This window comes from Roseateles sp. GW821-FHT09G03 (assembly GCF_059416045.1).
In genome coordinates this window covers 682,070-695,968 of sequence record NZ_JBWKOK010000002.1, presented here as the reverse complement: position 1 = coordinate 695,968, position 13,899 = coordinate 682,070, and the positions used below count along the sequence as shown (strand labels likewise).

The following is a 13,899-nucleotide window of genomic DNA, read 5'->3' as shown; positions in this document are numbered from 1 at the left end:
TGCGATGATGGTCCGCATGCCGCCGCTCGACGCCGCCACGCTGCTGATGGTGATCGCCGTGATCGACGCCGTCGCGTGTGTCGTCTGGCTCGCGCTGGGCGAGGCGCTGCGCATCGCGCCGCGCGCGTCGCGGCAGATCTCGGCGTATCACGGCCTGCTCGCGCTGGCCTGGTGGCCGGCCCTCCCGGACACGATGGAGCGGCTGGTCGCGCTGCCGCTGGACCTGGTCTCGGCGGGACTGCTCACCGCCGGCGTCCGCGGGCTGACGCGCGTCCGCGACGGGGCGTGGGACATCGTCGCCATCGTGGGTCTCGGACTGATCGCCACCGCGTTCACGGCCGGCGATCCGGACCTCACCAGCGCACGCGCCATCTCCAACCTCGTGGGCGGTGTGCTCGCACTGATGGCGGCGTGGGACGTCGCGACCGGCGCCGGTTTCCGCCTCACCCTCACCGGCGTCGTCGTGCTGCCGTACGGTGTGCTGGCCGCCGGCTGCTTCTGGCGCGCGGGCGGACTGCTGGGCTGGATCCCCGCGGGTCTGAGCGTCGCGGGCCTGGGTGCCAACGCGCCGCTGGCGCTGCTGCGGCTGGTGGTGGACCTGACGATCGCCACCGGGCTGGTCGCCCTCGTGATCCAGCGCCTGATCGCGCGGGTGCGTCATCTGACGCGCCGCGACGCGCTGACCGGGCTGCTCAACCGCCGCGCGCTGGAGGAAGTCCTCGCCCGCCTGCAGGCGCAGACCGAGCGGGGCCGCCGCCACGCGGTGCTGGTGCTGGACGTCGACCACTTCAAGCGCATCAACGACGAGCTCGGCCATGCCGGCGGCGACGCGGCGCTGCAGCACCTGGCGGGCGTGCTCGGGGAGACGCTGCGCGACACCGACGGTTTCGGCAGGCTCGGCGGCGAGGAGTTCGCCGTCCTGCTGCCCGACACCGACCTCGACGGCGCGATGCTGGTCGCCGAGCGACTGCGCGAGCTGCTGCAGAAACAGCCGCTCACCTGGGGCGACAAGCTCTGGCCCATCAGCGCGAGCTTCGGCGTCGCGACCATGCATCCGGGTGACGCCAACGGCCATGGCGCGTTGTCGCGGGCCGACGCGGCGATGTACGCGGCCAAGGCGCGCGGGCGCAATCGCGTGTTGCGCGCGGCCGGCGAAGCGGAGTTCGCCTGATGCTGCCCGTCGCCGATCCGGTCACGCTGATCGCCGCGCTGGTGGCGCTGTTCGGCGTGGCGACGGTGGTCTGGCTCATGATCGCCGTCGGCCTGCGCGAGTCCCCTTGGGCCTGCGCGAGCGTGGCCGGCGCGAACGCGGCGCTGGCCGGCGGGTTCCTGCTGCACGAGGCGCTCGGCCTGGTGCCGCGTCTGGAGTACGGCTGGTCCGACCTGCTGTCGCTGACGGCCTTCGGCCTGGTGCGGCTGACGGTGCCGCTGGTCGGCGAGCGGCCCGCGCCGTGGCGCGTAACGCTGCTGATGATCGTCGCAGTCGGCCTCGTGACCGCGCGTCTCACCGGCGGACCGGAAGCGCTGCCGCACAAGCTCGTGCTCTACGGCGCGATGAGCGCACTGGCATTGATGTCGGCCTTCGATGCCTGGCAACTGATGCGGGCGCGGGGGCTGAATGCACGCGCGGCGCTGGTGCTGGCGTCGCCACTGGTGGTGGTCGGCCTGCTGCTGCTGTCGCGTCCGCTGGAGGCGGTGCTCGCCCCGGGCCGCACCGAAGACATCCACGTCGCCAGCGCCTTCAACATCGCCTGGCTGTGGGCGTCGCTGGTGCTGGCGCTGTTGATCAACGGATGGATCGCGTTCCTGCTGCTGATGAAGCTGGTGCTGGAGATCCGCCGGCTGACCGAGCGCGATCCGCTCACCGACGCGCTCAACCGCCGGGCCTTGTCCGAGGCCGTGGACATCGAGCATTCCCGCCAGATGCGCGGCCACGGCTATGCGCTGGTGCTGCTGGACATGGACCGCTTCAAGCAGTTGAACGACACGCTGGGCCATGCGGCCGGCGATGCCGCGCTGAGGGCGCTGGTCGCGCTGCTGCGACCGTGCCTGCGCGAGGTGGACCGCCTCGCGCGCCTGGGCGGCGAGGAGTTCTGCGTGCTGCTGCCCCACACCGGCATCGCCGGCGCGGCGCTGGTCGCGGAACGGATGCGCACGCTGCTCGCGGAGCATCCGTTCGCGTGGGAAGGGCAGGCATGGCCGCTGACGGCCAGCTTCGGCATCGCCGAGTCCATGCCCGGGGACGCGACCGCCGCCGACGTGCTGCGGCGCGCCGACCAGGCGCTCTATCGGGCGAAGGGGCAGGGGCGCAACGTCGTGCAGGCGGTGGAGCTGGAGCCGGCGCGGACGCAGGAGCGCTGAGGCGCGCCGATGAACGCGGTCAGGCCAGGGCGACGCGGTTGCGGCCCAGGTGCTTGGCGCGTTCGACGGCGGCGTTGGCGCGGGCGATGAGCAGGTCGGTCGCGTAGGGCGGCGCGCTCGCCAGACCCATGCTGAGCGTCACGTCCAGGCCCGGCGCGAGCTCGTTCCAGGGGTGCACCGAGACGCTGGCGCGGATGCGCTCGCAGACCTCGAAGCCGCGGTCCGCGATGGTGTCGGGGAACACGACGAGGAACTCCTCGCCGCTCCATCGCAGCAGCAGGTCGGAGCCGCGCGTGTTCTCGCGCAGCAGGTCGGCGAGCGCCTGCAGCACGCGGTCGCCGACCTCCTGGCCATGGCGCTCGTTGATGTTGCGCAGGCCGTCGGCGTCGATCAGGGCGACGGTCAGCGGACGCGCCTCCTGTTCCGCCGCGCGCAGCAACGGCGGCAGGCGGGCCTCCAGGCAGCGCCGGTTGCCCAGGCCGGTCAAGGGATCCTTGAACTCGGCCGCATCGCGCGCGGCGACGCTCGCGGGATCGGCGGCGAACTCCGCCTCCATCCGCGAGACGAAGTACTGCGATTGCGCCATCAGCTGCGAGACCGCGCGCCGTCGCTCCAGCGTGCGCGCCTGTTCGAGGTGGAACAACGACGGCCCGAGCAGCGCGAGCGCCTTCGCGGCACGGTAGCTGGCCTGGTGCTGGCGCACGCGCTGGCCCAGCGGCACGTCGTGCGGCACGGGGATCGCCGGCGCCGTCGACGCGCCGGCGGTCGCGACCCGATCGGTCTCGGCGCGCAACGCCTCCAGTTGCTGCCAGGCGACGCTGGCTTGGCCGCGCGCCAGTTGCAGTTCCGCCAGCATGCAGCGCAGGCGCCAGTCCAGCAGCCGGAAGCCGGCGCGTTCGCTGTCGTCGCGGGCCTCGATCAGCAGCGGCTCGGCCTCGTCGAGGCGACCCATCAGCAGCAGGACTTCGCCGAAGTTGGACGCGGTCAAGGCGATGCCGTAGCGGTCGCCGAGCTGCAGCGAATGGGGACGTGCCTCGCGGGCGAGCTCCAGCGCGCGTTCGAGCGTGCGGGCCGCCTGCTCCGGCGCGGCGCCGTCGCGCTGCAGGTGGTAGGCACCGATCGCGACCGTGCACAGGTTGGTGAGCGTGACGACGCGCTCGAACGGCGTCGGGTTGGTGCGGAGCAGGCCCGCCGCCTCGCTCATCAGGCGCTCGGCCTGCCAGGGGTCGCCCATGCGCTCGAAGCAGGCGCCGAGGCCGTTCAGCGCGACGGCATGCAGCCGCAGGTCGCCAAGCTCGCCGGCGAGTTTCAGCGCCTCATGCGCGCAGGCCAGCCCTTGTTCGAACGCGCCGAGCTCGCAGGCGGCAAGGCTCATCCAGCGCAGCAGCTCGCACATCGCGGGGCTGGCGCCCAGCGGACGCATCAGGCGCAGCGCGCGTTCGCCGACGTCGAGCACGCCGGGCAGATCGCCCATGCGCAGCCGGAAGAAGCTGCGCAACTTGCCGGCCTCGGCCTGCTCGTTGATGAAGCCTTCGGCATCGGCTCGATGCCAGATCGCGTCGGCGAGCGCGACGCCGTCGTCCAGCCTCGCCTGCTGCTGTGCGAGACGCGCGCGCTCGAGCAGCTCGCTCAGCGGAACGCCGTCGAAGGCGTCCGGCGAGGTCGGATCGGAAGAGGGAACACCATGCGGAAACATCCGGCAAGGTTAGCCGATCAGACGACGGCGCCGCTCAATTCACTTGCTCGTGGGCATCACGAACTCGGCGCCCTTGGCGATGCTGGCGGGCCAGCGCTGCATGACGCTCTTCTGCTTCGTGTAGAAGCGGACGCCGTCCTCGCCGTACGCGTGCATGTCGCCGAAGAGGCTCTTCTTCCAGCCGCCGAAACCGTGCCAGGCCATCGGCACCGGGATCGGGACATTGATGCCGACCATGCCGACCTGCACGCGGCGTGCGAATTCGCGGGCGACGTTGCCGTCGCTGGTGAAGCAGGCCACGCCGTTGCCGAACTCGTGCGCGTTGACGAGGTCCAGCGCCTCGCCGAAGTCCTTGACCCGCACGCAGACGAGCACGGGGCCGAAGATCTCTTCCTTGTAGATGCGCATCGTCGGCTTCACGTGGTCGAACAGCGTGCCGCCGGTGAAGAAGCCGTCGGGCAATCCGTCGACGCGATGACCGCGGCCGTCGACGACCAGTGTCGCGCCTTCCTCGACGCCGTGGGCGATGTAGCCCTCGATGCGGTCGCGCGCCTCGCGCGTGACGATGGGGCCCATCTCGGCATCGAGCGCCATGCCGTTCTTGATCTTGAGCGCCTTCGCGCGCTCGGCGAGCAGCGGCACGATGCGGTCGCCGACATCGCCGACCAGCACGGCCACCGAGATCGCCATGCAGCGCTCGCCCGCCGAGCCGTAGGCGGCGCCGATCAGCGCGTCGACGGCCTGGTCGATGTCGGCGTCGGGCATGACGACCATGTGGTTCTTCGCGCCGCCGAGCGCCTGCACGCGCTTGCCGTTGCGGGCGCCGGTCTCGTAGATGTACTGCGCGATCGGCGTGGAGCCGACGAAGCTCAGCGCCCGCACGTCGGGATGGTGCAGCAGCGCGTCGACGACCTGCTTGTCGCCCTGCACGACCTGGAAGATGCCGTCGGGCAGCCCGGCCTGCTTGAAGAGCTCGGCAATGGCGAGGCTGGGCGAGGGGTCGCGCTCGCTGGGCTTGAGGATGAAGGCGTTGCCGGTGGCGATGGCCAGCGGCGCCATCCACATCGGGACCATGAACGGGAAGTTGAACGGCGTGATGCCGGCGACCACGCCGAGCGGCTGGCGCGTGGTCCAGTTGTCGATGCCGGTGGAGACCTGCTCGGTGTAATCGCCCTTGAGCAGTTGCGGCACGCCGCAGGCGAACTCGACGACGTCGATGCCGCGGCTGACCTCGCCCTGCGCATCGGTGAAGACCTTGCCGTGCTCGGCGGTGATCATCGCGGCGAGGCGGTCGCGGTGCTGGTTCAGCAGATCGAGGAACTTGAACATCACACGCGCGCGGCGCAGCGGCGGCGCGTCCGCCCAGGCGGGGAACGCCGCCTGTGCCGCGGCGACGGCGGTACTCACGTCTTCGACGCTGCCGAGCTGGAGCTGGCGTGCGACCTGGCCCGTGGCCGGATTGAAGACGGCCTGGCTGCGGCCGGACGTCGCCGGATACAGCTCGCCAGCGATGAAGTGGGTGATGTCGGCGCTGTCGGTGAAGGCGGCGGGGGCGTTGGCGGTCGAAGTCACGGCGGTCTCCTGCTTCTTGGGGGCATCGGGGGTTGGGAACGAGTCTAGGCACCACCTCTTCGCCTGCCTAGCCCACATCACCGATCACATTGTTCGATAAACTGAACAATCATGGCCCGTCGTTCCCCCTCCCGTCCGCCCTCACCTGCTGCGTCCCCATCGCCCGTGCGCACCGGGATGCCTGCCGCGCCCGCGACCGCAGCTTCCCCGGACGTCGTCACGCCCTCCTCCCTCCGAGGGGACGCGCGTGATGAGCTGTTGTGGTCGCAGCTTCAGGCGCTGATCGCGGTGGCGCGGCTCGGGAGCTTCACCAAGGCGGCGCAGCGCCTGGGTTTGTCGAAGGCGGCGATCAGTCAGCGCGTGGCGGAGCTGGAACGCCACCTCGACCAGCAACTGGTGCTGCGCACGACCCGCTCGGTGCGGCTGAGCGAGTCAGGCTTGCGACTCGTCGAGCAGGCGGAGCCGGGACTGGTCCTGCTGAACCGCAGCCTCAGCGAAGCGCGCGAGGCGGCCGGCGCGCCGCGCGGCCTGCTGCGCGTGACGGCGCCGGTGGCACTGGGCAGGCAACACGTGGCCCCGGCGCTGCCGTCATTCTTCGAGCGCTATCCGGAGTTGCGGATCGAGCTCGATCTCTCGGATCGGCTGGTGCCGTTGGCGCAGGAGGGTTTCGACCTGGCGATCCGGCATACGAGCGCGCCGCCGGAGACGCATGTGGCCTTCAAGCTTTGCGCGTCCCGGGCGCTGTTGACGGCAAGTCCGGCCTACCTGGAGCGGGCCGGCGTTCCGCAGCGTCCGGCGGAACTGGCGCAGCACCGCTGTCTGCCGTATCTGCGTCCGGGACCGGCGCAGTGGTTCTTCGAGCGGACCGCAGGCGACGCGGAGCCCGAGCGCATCCGCGTGCCGGTGCAGGGGAACTTCCGCGCGAGCAACAGCGAAGTGCTGCGCGACGGCGCGCTGTCGGGGCTCGGCATCGCGCTGCTGCCGGACTTCAGCGCGCGGGATGCGATGCGGGAGGGGCGGCTGATCGAAGTGCTGCCCGACTGGCGCGCGGTCGGTTTCTTCGGCGATGCGATCTACGCGATCCATCCGTGGAGCAGCCACACCCCGCAGGGGGTGCGCCTGCTGATCGATCACCTCAAGGGGATCATGAGCGCGGGGTATTGACCACGGCGCCGATCCCCGAGAGGGCATCCAGCCGGGCGCGAAGGTCGGCGATCTCCGCGGCGAAGTTGTCGCGGGCGGTGGTCGCGCCGACGAGTTCCATCTCCGCGGCGAGGCGCTTGTCGGACTCCGCGGCGGAGGTCGCGACCTGGCGTTCCAGTTGCTGGCGCAGATCGACGAGCTGTGCGTCCTTGCCGGCGATCGCGAGCTGGTCCTTGGCCTTGCCGACCAGCGCGTCCGAGGCGATGTCGCGTGCGTGGCGCAGCTCGATGGTCAGGCGCTCGATGCTGGCGTCGCGTTCGGCGACGCGCGAGAGCGCCTCGTCGCGCGCGGCGGCGACCTGGTCCAGGTGCGCCTGCAATTCGTCGCGCTCGGATTCCGCGCGCTCGTTCAGATGCAGCAGCGCGGCGAGGTCCGTCTCGGTCCGCGCCAGGCTGTCGCGCAGGCGGGAGGCGACGTCCTCCATCAGATGCCGCGCATCGCGGAAGGTGGCGGAGATGCCTGAGGCGGCAGCCGGAGCGGCGACGGCCGCATCGTCGAATGTCGTGTCCATGTCGGTTCCCAATCAGGTCCGTGAGCCGAAGGGATCACGGCGGCGGCCGATGCGTGTGTCGGGCGCCCAGGGATGTGAAGGCGACCCGGGGCATCCGATTCTTTAATCGCCCCTCGTGAAGGCTGACGTTTGGATGCCAGACCCGCCGCTGCCAAGATGGCGGTCAGCCAACGCCCTTTGCGGGCCGATCGCCAAGGAGTGTCCGACCATGAGCACCGTCTCCATCCTGTCGAAGCTGTTCCGCCACCAGGCCTGGGCCCACGACGGGTTCCTGCAGGTCCTCGAAGGACCTGACGCCGAGCGGCATTCCGAAGAGCGCCAGACTGCGCTCCGGGTCCTGAATCACTGCTACGTCGTCAACCAGATCTTCACGGGGCATCTGACGGGCCAGCCGCACGGGTACACGGCCAGCAACACCGTCGAGACGCCGACGCCGCAAGCGCTGCGTGCGGCGCATGCGGCGTCGGATCGATGGTTCCTCGAGTACATCGAGTCGGTCACGCCGGAGCAACTGGCCGAGCCCATCGCCTTCACCTTCACCGACGGCGATCGCGGCACGATGACGCGCGAGGAAATGCTGTTCCACGTCGTGACCCACGACGGGTTTCACCGCGGCGAGGTCGGTCGCCTCCTGAAGCAGATCTCGTTGCTGCCGCCGCGCGACACCCTGGCCGTGACCCTGCATCGGGAAGAACCAGACCGGCGCGAGCACGGCTGACCCGATTCCTCGGGGGCCGCCATGACGTCGTGGCGCCGTAGCGCCGTGGCGGCTTTATCCGATGGCCCGCGCCATGTACCGCACCCACCCGATGCGGCCCTGCTCCCGCAGCCCCGAGTCCATGAAGCCGGCCTTCTCATAGGCGCGCCGGCCCGGTGCGTTTTCCTCGTCGACCGAAAGTACAAGCCGCGCGGACGCCGGCCATTGCGTCCGGACCCACGCGAAGACCGCGCGGAGCGCCAGCGTCCCGTAGCCCTTCCCTTGGTGCGCGAGGTCGATCCGCATGGCGCTGATGACGGCATCCGATGCCTGCGACCAGGCAGGCAGGCTTGCGGCACGCTTGAGGACCAGGAAGCCCACGACCTGCCGACCTGCCACGATGGCCAGGCCGGCCACGTTGCCGTCCGCGTTGGCGTCGCACGTCTGCATGGCGCGCTCGACGCTGCCGGCGAACTCGACCTGCGCATCAGTGACCGACAGCGTCGACACGGCATGCCGTTCAGCGTCGGTCAGCGTGTCCCAGGTCTTCAAGGCAATGACGGTTTCGACGGACCTCAGGTAGTAGCGATCGAACTCGCCTTCATCGACGAGCTCGAACCCGTGTCGTTGATAGAAGCGGTTCGAGTCGCTCTGCTTCAGCGCACCGACGCGCACCGGCAGTCCGAGCCGTCGCGCTTCGTCGAAGACGATCGCCAGCACCGCCGCGCCGAGGCCGCGACCCTGGTTCACCGGATTGATGTAGAGGTGGTCGAGTGACAGCCATTCCGCCTGCGGCGTCGTGACGACGAAGCCGATGCGATGTCCGTCGACGACGATGTGCCGCGTGCGCGCCGGGTCGAAGCTCGACAGGAAACGCTCACGGGCGCGCTGCGGATCGAAGCGGCCGATGCGCTCGAGGCTCTCGCGCATGGCGGCAATGCGCAGGGCCACCAATGCCGAAGCGTCGTCGGACTCTGCGTGCTGGAACGTGAGGATCGAACTGGCGGAGGTGCGCGTCATGGCGGCGGAGTATCCAGGCGCTTGAGCGTCACGATCACGTCGTCGACATACGTTGCTTCCACCTGCTGCGCTTCCTTCAGCGCAAACAGTTTGCCCATCGGCATCAGGAAGCCGCAGTCACAGCCAGGCCCTGAGGTGACCGTCGTGAAGCCCTCGCCGGAGATCGAGAACCGCACATGACCGTTGCCAACCCGATGCTGACGCTGCTCGATCACAACGGGGCCGGACACGGTGCGCAGCGCGGGCGAGGTCGCAAGCTCGCGACGGGCGATGGTCTCCCGCGTCTCGCGGACCAGCACGCCGAACGACGTGCCGAAGAACAGGGCGCCGAACATCCACTGCGCCAGCAGCGCCAGCGGGCCGGGCAGTCCTCGCAGCCAGACCTGCCTGCGTGCCGCCGCCCAGAGCTGCGCACTGCCGATCACCAGCAGCAACACGAGTATCGGGATGGGGCCCCAGGAAAGCGGCGCGTCGACAAGCGCATACAGCAAGGTGCCACTCATGCCGGTCAGCTCGACTTGAATCAGCAGTCATGGCCCGATGGCAGCGACGCCTCCGGGTCGGTGCCGCTCTCGGGCTCAACCCCGTGAACGGCCATGGCATAGAGCCCCGCCACCCGCGCCACGGTGATGCCATCGCGCTGTTCTACCGCCAGCGGATGGTCCGTGGGCTCCAGTTCGATGAACGGGCGGATGAGGCCGTCACGCAGGTGCACCCGGGTCTTCAGGTTCACGGTGTCCGGATAGCCCTTGAGGCCCGCATTCAGCCATCCGAAGAAGGGCCCGACGTGGGATCGTTGCTCGTGTTCAAAACACGCGACCCATTGCTCGTAGCTGGCACGGCTCAGTGACACCCAGACGCCCCAGCTGAACGGATCGGACTCGCCCTCGACCGGGATCTCCAGGCAGCCACGGATGAAGAAGAACTCTTCATCGATCACGCAGTCGTCGCTGCTCAATGCGCAGCGCCACTCGCGCTCCGCTTCGGGAACGACGTAGTAGCTGAGCGGTGCCGGCGCATCGAGCGCCGGCATCCCGTGATGCGTCTGGCCACATCCCGCGCAATGAAACTCGAACCCCATGCCGCTCCCCGAATCCTGGTCCCGGCGGATCGTAGCCGTGTCGCCGAAACGCCTGGCACACGCCACAAAAAAGGACGCCCGACCAGCAGAGCTGACCGGGCGTTGCAAGTCCTAGAAAGGACGTCGTTGGGATCGGTGCCGTCCATCGGGGCCTTGCGGGCCGCGCCGTTGGAGGGCGTAGATGCACTCTAGGGCGAACCCTGAGCGTGCGGCATCCCCTCAAGGTGGGATACATGCGAAAAATGGTCAGCAGGTGTAAGAGCGACTCCGCATTACGGAAAAACGGCGCACGCCCACCCCGTTCGCACCATGACTTTCGTGCGGTGACGAACAGAAGCCATGCGACTCCCCTGCCCCGACGGGCTCGCCCGGATAATCGCCCCCATGACCGCGCCCAAGCATCCCAACAAGTCCGCGCCTCGCCGGCCCGCCCCGAAGACGTCCGGGGGCCCCGCCAAGACCGGCACGCCGTCGCGCGGTCCGCGGCCGCAGCAGGGATTCGCTCCGGCAGGCCCGTCCGGGCCATCCGCTGCACCAGCGCCGGCGGCGCCGCCCGAGGCCTGGAGCGATGACGATCTCGAGGAGCTGCAATCGCTGCTCGACGAGGTGCCCGCGCCGCTGGAACCGCTCGACGTCTCGATGCTCGACGGCTTCCTGGTCGCGGTGATCCTGCAACCCAAGCCGGTGCCGCTGTCCGACTGGTGGCGCTGGGTGCTGGACTCGGAGGAGGGCCGGCCCGCTCCCGCCCGCTACGACGCGCGGCCGCTGCTGCAGCTCGTCCAGCGTCGCGAGCACGACCTCAAGCAGGCGATCGCCGATCGGCAGTGGTTCGATCCGTGGGTCTTCGAACTCGATGAGGATGCGTCGGCTTCCGAGACCGTCCTGCCGTGGGTCGCCGGCTTCGCGCTCGCCGCGGACCTGTTCCCCGCCTTGATGAACCTGGATGAGACCGAGCTCACCGAGCCGCTCGCCCAGCTCTACATGCACCTGGACCCCGACGACCTCGAGGACGCGGAGGCGCTGCTCGTGGAGATCGAAAGCCTGGAGCCACCGGAAGAGCTCGACGACGCGGTCGAGAGCCTCGTCCGCGCCAGCCTGCTGCTGGCCGATGTGTCGCGGCCTATCCCCGCGCCCAAGCCGCAACGGCCGGGCGGCCATCGCCGTGGCCCGGGTGGCCGCGGCGGCCCGCCGCCCCGTCGACTGCGCTGAGGCTTTCAGCGCAGCGTCCGGTCACTGCGGGGGAATCGCCGCGCCAGGGCCGACCTGGCGCTTCATCCACTCGCTCATCTCCCAGAGCGTGTGACCGACCGACTCGCGCGCCGAATAGCCGTGCGACTCGAACGGCAGCGTCACGTAGCGCACCGAGCCGCCCGTGCCCGCCAGCGCCTGGTACAGGCGCGCGCTCTGGATCGGGAAGGTGCCCGAGTTGTTGTCCGCCTCGCCGTGGATCAGCAGCAGCGGCTCCTTGAGCTTGTCGGCGTAGTTGAACGGCGAGAGCTTCTGGTAGACGTCCTGCGCCTCCCAGTAGGTGCGGCGCTCGCTCTGGAAACCGAAGGGCGTCAGGCTGCGGTTGTACGCGCCGCTGCGCGCGATGCCCGCCTTGAACAGGTGGGTGTGCGCCAGCAGGTTGGCCGTCATGAACGCGCCGTAGCTGTGGCCGCCGACGACCATGTGCTCGCGGTCGCTGACACCCAGTTCCACCGCCTTGTCGATGACCGCCTGCGCGTTGGCCGTGATCTGCGCGATGAAGCTGTCGTTCACCGTCTTGGGATCGCCGACCACCGGCATGGTCGCGTCCATCAGCACCACGTAGCCGTCCAGCAGCAGCATCAACGGGCTGGTGGCCGCGAAGCTGTTGAAGCGGTTGCCGGAGCCGCTCACCTGACCCGCGGTCGACGCGTCGGTGTACTCCAGCGGATAGGCCCAGACGAAGGTGGGGCGGCGCTCGCCAGCCTTGTAGCCCGGCGGCTTGTAGAGCCAGAACGACAGCTCCACGCCGTCCGCGCGCTTGAAGCGGACGAACTCGCGCTGGATGTCGCGCAGTTGCGGCGACGGATCCTTCACATCGGTCAGCGCCTGCGCTGTCGCGAGCGCGGCCCCGCCGCGCAGCATCACATTGCCGGGCTCGCTGACGCTCTCGCGCACCGTGAGGACGCGGGCGCCTTCGGTGTCGAGCACTGCCAGCGGGCGCTCGTAATGCGCGCTGTCGCCGCCGTTGGCTTCCGAGCCGGACTGGAACACGCGCGTCTTCTTGTTGTCCGCGAGCACGAGCCGGTCGATGAAGGGCTTGTCGCCCTCGGGGCTCGCACCGGTCCCGAAGTACCAGATCGCGCCGCCGTCCAGGCGGACCACCGTCCGCCCGGTCGACTGCATGCGAGGCAGCGGCGTGCCCGGGTCACGGTAGCGGTCACGCACCGAGCGCTCGATCAGCCGTTGCGCCGGCGATGCGCCGTCCATCGTGACGAGTTCCGTCGACGTGCGCATCTTCGTCAGGTCGAAGTCCTGCACCAGCGCCTGCTTGCCGCCCTCGATGAACTCGAGCCGCGACAGCCGCTGCGGGACGCGATGCACCTCGCGCGCCTCGCCGGTGTAGGGCGTGTCCAGCCGCATCAGCCGGTCGCGATGGGGCACCTGCGCGCGGTTGTCGCCGCCGTCCAGCGCCTCGACCCAATACACCGCGCCATCCGCGCCGGGTGAGGCGAAGAAGTGGCGCGGTCCCGTGATCACGCCTTCGACCGGCACGCCTTCCTTCAGCTTCACCTTGCCGATCGCCACGACCTTGCCGTCGACGCCGCGGACCTCGGCCTGCGCGGCGAAATCGTCCCAGCCGACCTGGTAGCTGAACGGCGGCAGCAGCCGCATCGTCAAGACCTGACCCGGCGTGCCGAGCGCCTCGAGATGGCTGAAGATGCCCGGCTCGCCGACCGGGCGCACTGCGCCGCTGTTCAGATCGATGCGTGCCAGCTGCGAGGTCGCGTGGTGCGCGAAGACGGCCGCCTCCTGCGCGTTGGTCAGCAGGTTCTGCTGGGTGCGCTCCGGCGAGTTGCGCGCGATGGATTCCTGTATCGACGGGCCCGAGGGCGCCGCGAAGGTCGGCGCCGGACCGCGCTTGGCGGGCACCGTCAGCGTGACGAGTTCATGGTCGTTGAGCCACACGACGTCGTTCTCGAGCATCGTGTGCAGCTTGAGCTTGGGCACGGCCTTGAGCTTGCCCGTCGCGACGTCGCCGGCCCACAGCTCGACCGCCGTGTCGGTGCGCCGGTTCAGCAGGAAGCGCTTGCCGTCCGGCGAGAAGCGCAGGTGATGGAACGCGCCGCCCGCGGGCAACACGACGGGGCGGGCGACGCCGTCCGCGCCGTTCTGGAGCGGGCGCAGCGACAGCGACTCGATCGTGGTGATCAGCTGCGGGCTGTCGGTCGCCGGGTCATAGCGCAGGCCGGCCTGGCGCAGCACGGGGCGGGCGAGTTCGGCGATCGCGCGCGACTTCCGGTTGACGACGATCGCCAGAGTGCGCTGGTCCGGCGAGACCTGGAAGACCGGCAGGGCCTTCGCGTCGAGCACCGCGCGGATCGCTTCGGACGGCTGCTGGTAGATCTGCGCGAGGGTCGCGGCGGAGGTCAGGGCCGAGGTCGATGCCGCCTCGTCCGACGGTGCCGCGATCGCGGAGAGCCCACCGAACGCGGCGGACAGGGACAGGGTCAGCGGGATCAACGACGAGGCGCGAGGCTTGGGCATGTGTCGGCACCGTTAAGCAGGGG

The 13,899-nt window shown here is 69.9% G+C and carries 12 protein-coding genes; 5 read left to right on the top strand and 7 right to left on the bottom strand.

The genetic code is table 11. From position 1 onward, the window contains the following. Nucleotides 1-16 precede the first annotated feature (16 nt). Nucleotides 17-1,171 carry a GGDEF domain-containing protein gene (locus AC07OZ_RS10300; protein ID WP_495467043.1) on the top strand — a complete coding sequence of 385 codons (1,155 nt, stop codon included), beginning with the start codon at nucleotides 17-19 and terminating at the stop codon, nucleotides 1,169-1,171. Next, nucleotides 1,171-2,361 (top strand): GGDEF domain-containing protein, encoded by a 1,191-nt coding sequence (locus AC07OZ_RS10295; RefSeq protein WP_495467042.1) that lies wholly within the window; start codon nucleotides 1,171-1,173, stop codon nucleotides 2,359-2,361. The genes AC07OZ_RS10300 and AC07OZ_RS10295 overlap by 1 nt, the downstream gene beginning before the upstream one ends. A gap of 19 nt (nucleotides 2,362-2,380) precedes the next feature. Here the strand turns inward: AC07OZ_RS10295 and AC07OZ_RS10290 are convergent, their stop codons facing one another. Together AC07OZ_RS10290 and AC07OZ_RS10285 are read right to left on the bottom strand one after the other, a co-directional pair. After that, the gene (locus AC07OZ_RS10290; RefSeq protein WP_495467041.1) at nucleotides 2,381-4,057 is read right to left on the bottom strand and encodes a diguanylate cyclase domain-containing protein; all 1,677 of its coding nucleotides are present in this window, start codon (nucleotides 4,055-4,057) and stop codon (nucleotides 2,381-2,383) included. A 39-nt stretch (nucleotides 4,058-4,096) separates the two neighbouring features. Further along, nucleotides 4,097-5,629, bottom strand: coding sequence for a CoA-acylating methylmalonate-semialdehyde dehydrogenase (locus tag AC07OZ_RS10285; protein WP_495467040.1), 1,533 nt, complete (start codon nucleotides 5,627-5,629; stop codon nucleotides 4,097-4,099). Between the two features lie 258 nt (nucleotides 5,630-5,887). Between AC07OZ_RS10285 and AC07OZ_RS10280 the strand changes: the two genes are divergently transcribed. Beyond that, a complete protein-coding gene (locus AC07OZ_RS10280; RefSeq protein ID WP_495467039.1) occupies nucleotides 5,888-6,793 on the top strand; it encodes a LysR family transcriptional regulator in 906 nt (301 codons plus the stop codon). On the opposite strand, the gene AC07OZ_RS10275 is transcribed toward AC07OZ_RS10280, so the two are convergent. After that, nucleotides 6,774-7,343 carry a DNA-binding protein gene (locus AC07OZ_RS10275; RefSeq protein WP_495467038.1) on the bottom strand — a complete coding sequence of 190 codons (570 nt, stop codon included), beginning with the start codon at nucleotides 7,341-7,343 and terminating at the stop codon, nucleotides 6,774-6,776. The two genes, AC07OZ_RS10280 and AC07OZ_RS10275, sit on opposite strands and share 20 nt — an antisense overlap. 208 nt (nucleotides 7,344-7,551) lie before the next feature. On the opposite strand from AC07OZ_RS10275, the gene AC07OZ_RS10270 reads away from it, so the two are divergent. Next, nucleotides 7,552-8,061 (top strand): DinB family protein, encoded by a 510-nt coding sequence (locus AC07OZ_RS10270; RefSeq protein WP_495467037.1) that lies wholly within the window; start codon nucleotides 7,552-7,554, stop codon nucleotides 8,059-8,061. Nucleotides 8,062-8,115: 54 nt separating this feature from the next. On the opposite strand, the gene AC07OZ_RS10265 is transcribed toward AC07OZ_RS10270, so the two are convergent. The 3 genes from AC07OZ_RS10265 to AC07OZ_RS10255 are packed head-to-tail and all read right to left on the bottom strand — an operon-like array spanning nucleotide 8,116 to nucleotide 10,141. Further along, the gene (locus tag AC07OZ_RS10265) at nucleotides 8,116-9,060 is read right to left on the bottom strand and encodes a GNAT family N-acetyltransferase (protein ID WP_495467036.1); all 945 of its coding nucleotides are present in this window, start codon (nucleotides 9,058-9,060) and stop codon (nucleotides 8,116-8,118) included. After that, nucleotides 9,057-9,563, bottom strand: a complete 507-nt coding sequence (locus tag AC07OZ_RS10260) for a hypothetical protein (protein ID WP_495467035.1) — start codon at nucleotides 9,561-9,563, stop codon at nucleotides 9,057-9,059. Before AC07OZ_RS10260 ends, AC07OZ_RS10265 begins: the two co-directional genes overlap by 4 nt. A 20-nt stretch (nucleotides 9,564-9,583) precedes the next feature. Then, nucleotides 9,584-10,141, bottom strand: coding sequence for a DUF2199 domain-containing protein (locus tag AC07OZ_RS10255; protein ID WP_495467034.1), 558 nt, complete (start codon nucleotides 10,139-10,141; stop codon nucleotides 9,584-9,586). Nucleotides 10,142-10,525: 384 nt separating this feature from the next. Here AC07OZ_RS10255 and AC07OZ_RS10250 point away from each other — a divergent pair, with 384 nt between their 5' ends. Beyond that, a complete protein-coding gene (locus AC07OZ_RS10250) occupies nucleotides 10,526-11,350 on the top strand; it encodes a YecA/YgfB family protein (protein WP_495467033.1) in 825 nt (274 codons plus the stop codon). Nucleotides 11,351-11,371: 21 nt separating this feature from the next. Here AC07OZ_RS10250 and AC07OZ_RS10245 read toward each other — a convergent pair whose 3' ends face one another. Further along, nucleotides 11,372-13,876 (bottom strand): prolyl oligopeptidase family serine peptidase, encoded by a 2,505-nt coding sequence (locus AC07OZ_RS10245; RefSeq protein WP_495467032.1) that lies wholly within the window; start codon nucleotides 13,874-13,876, stop codon nucleotides 11,372-11,374. Nucleotides 13,877-13,899 lie beyond the last annotated feature (23 nt).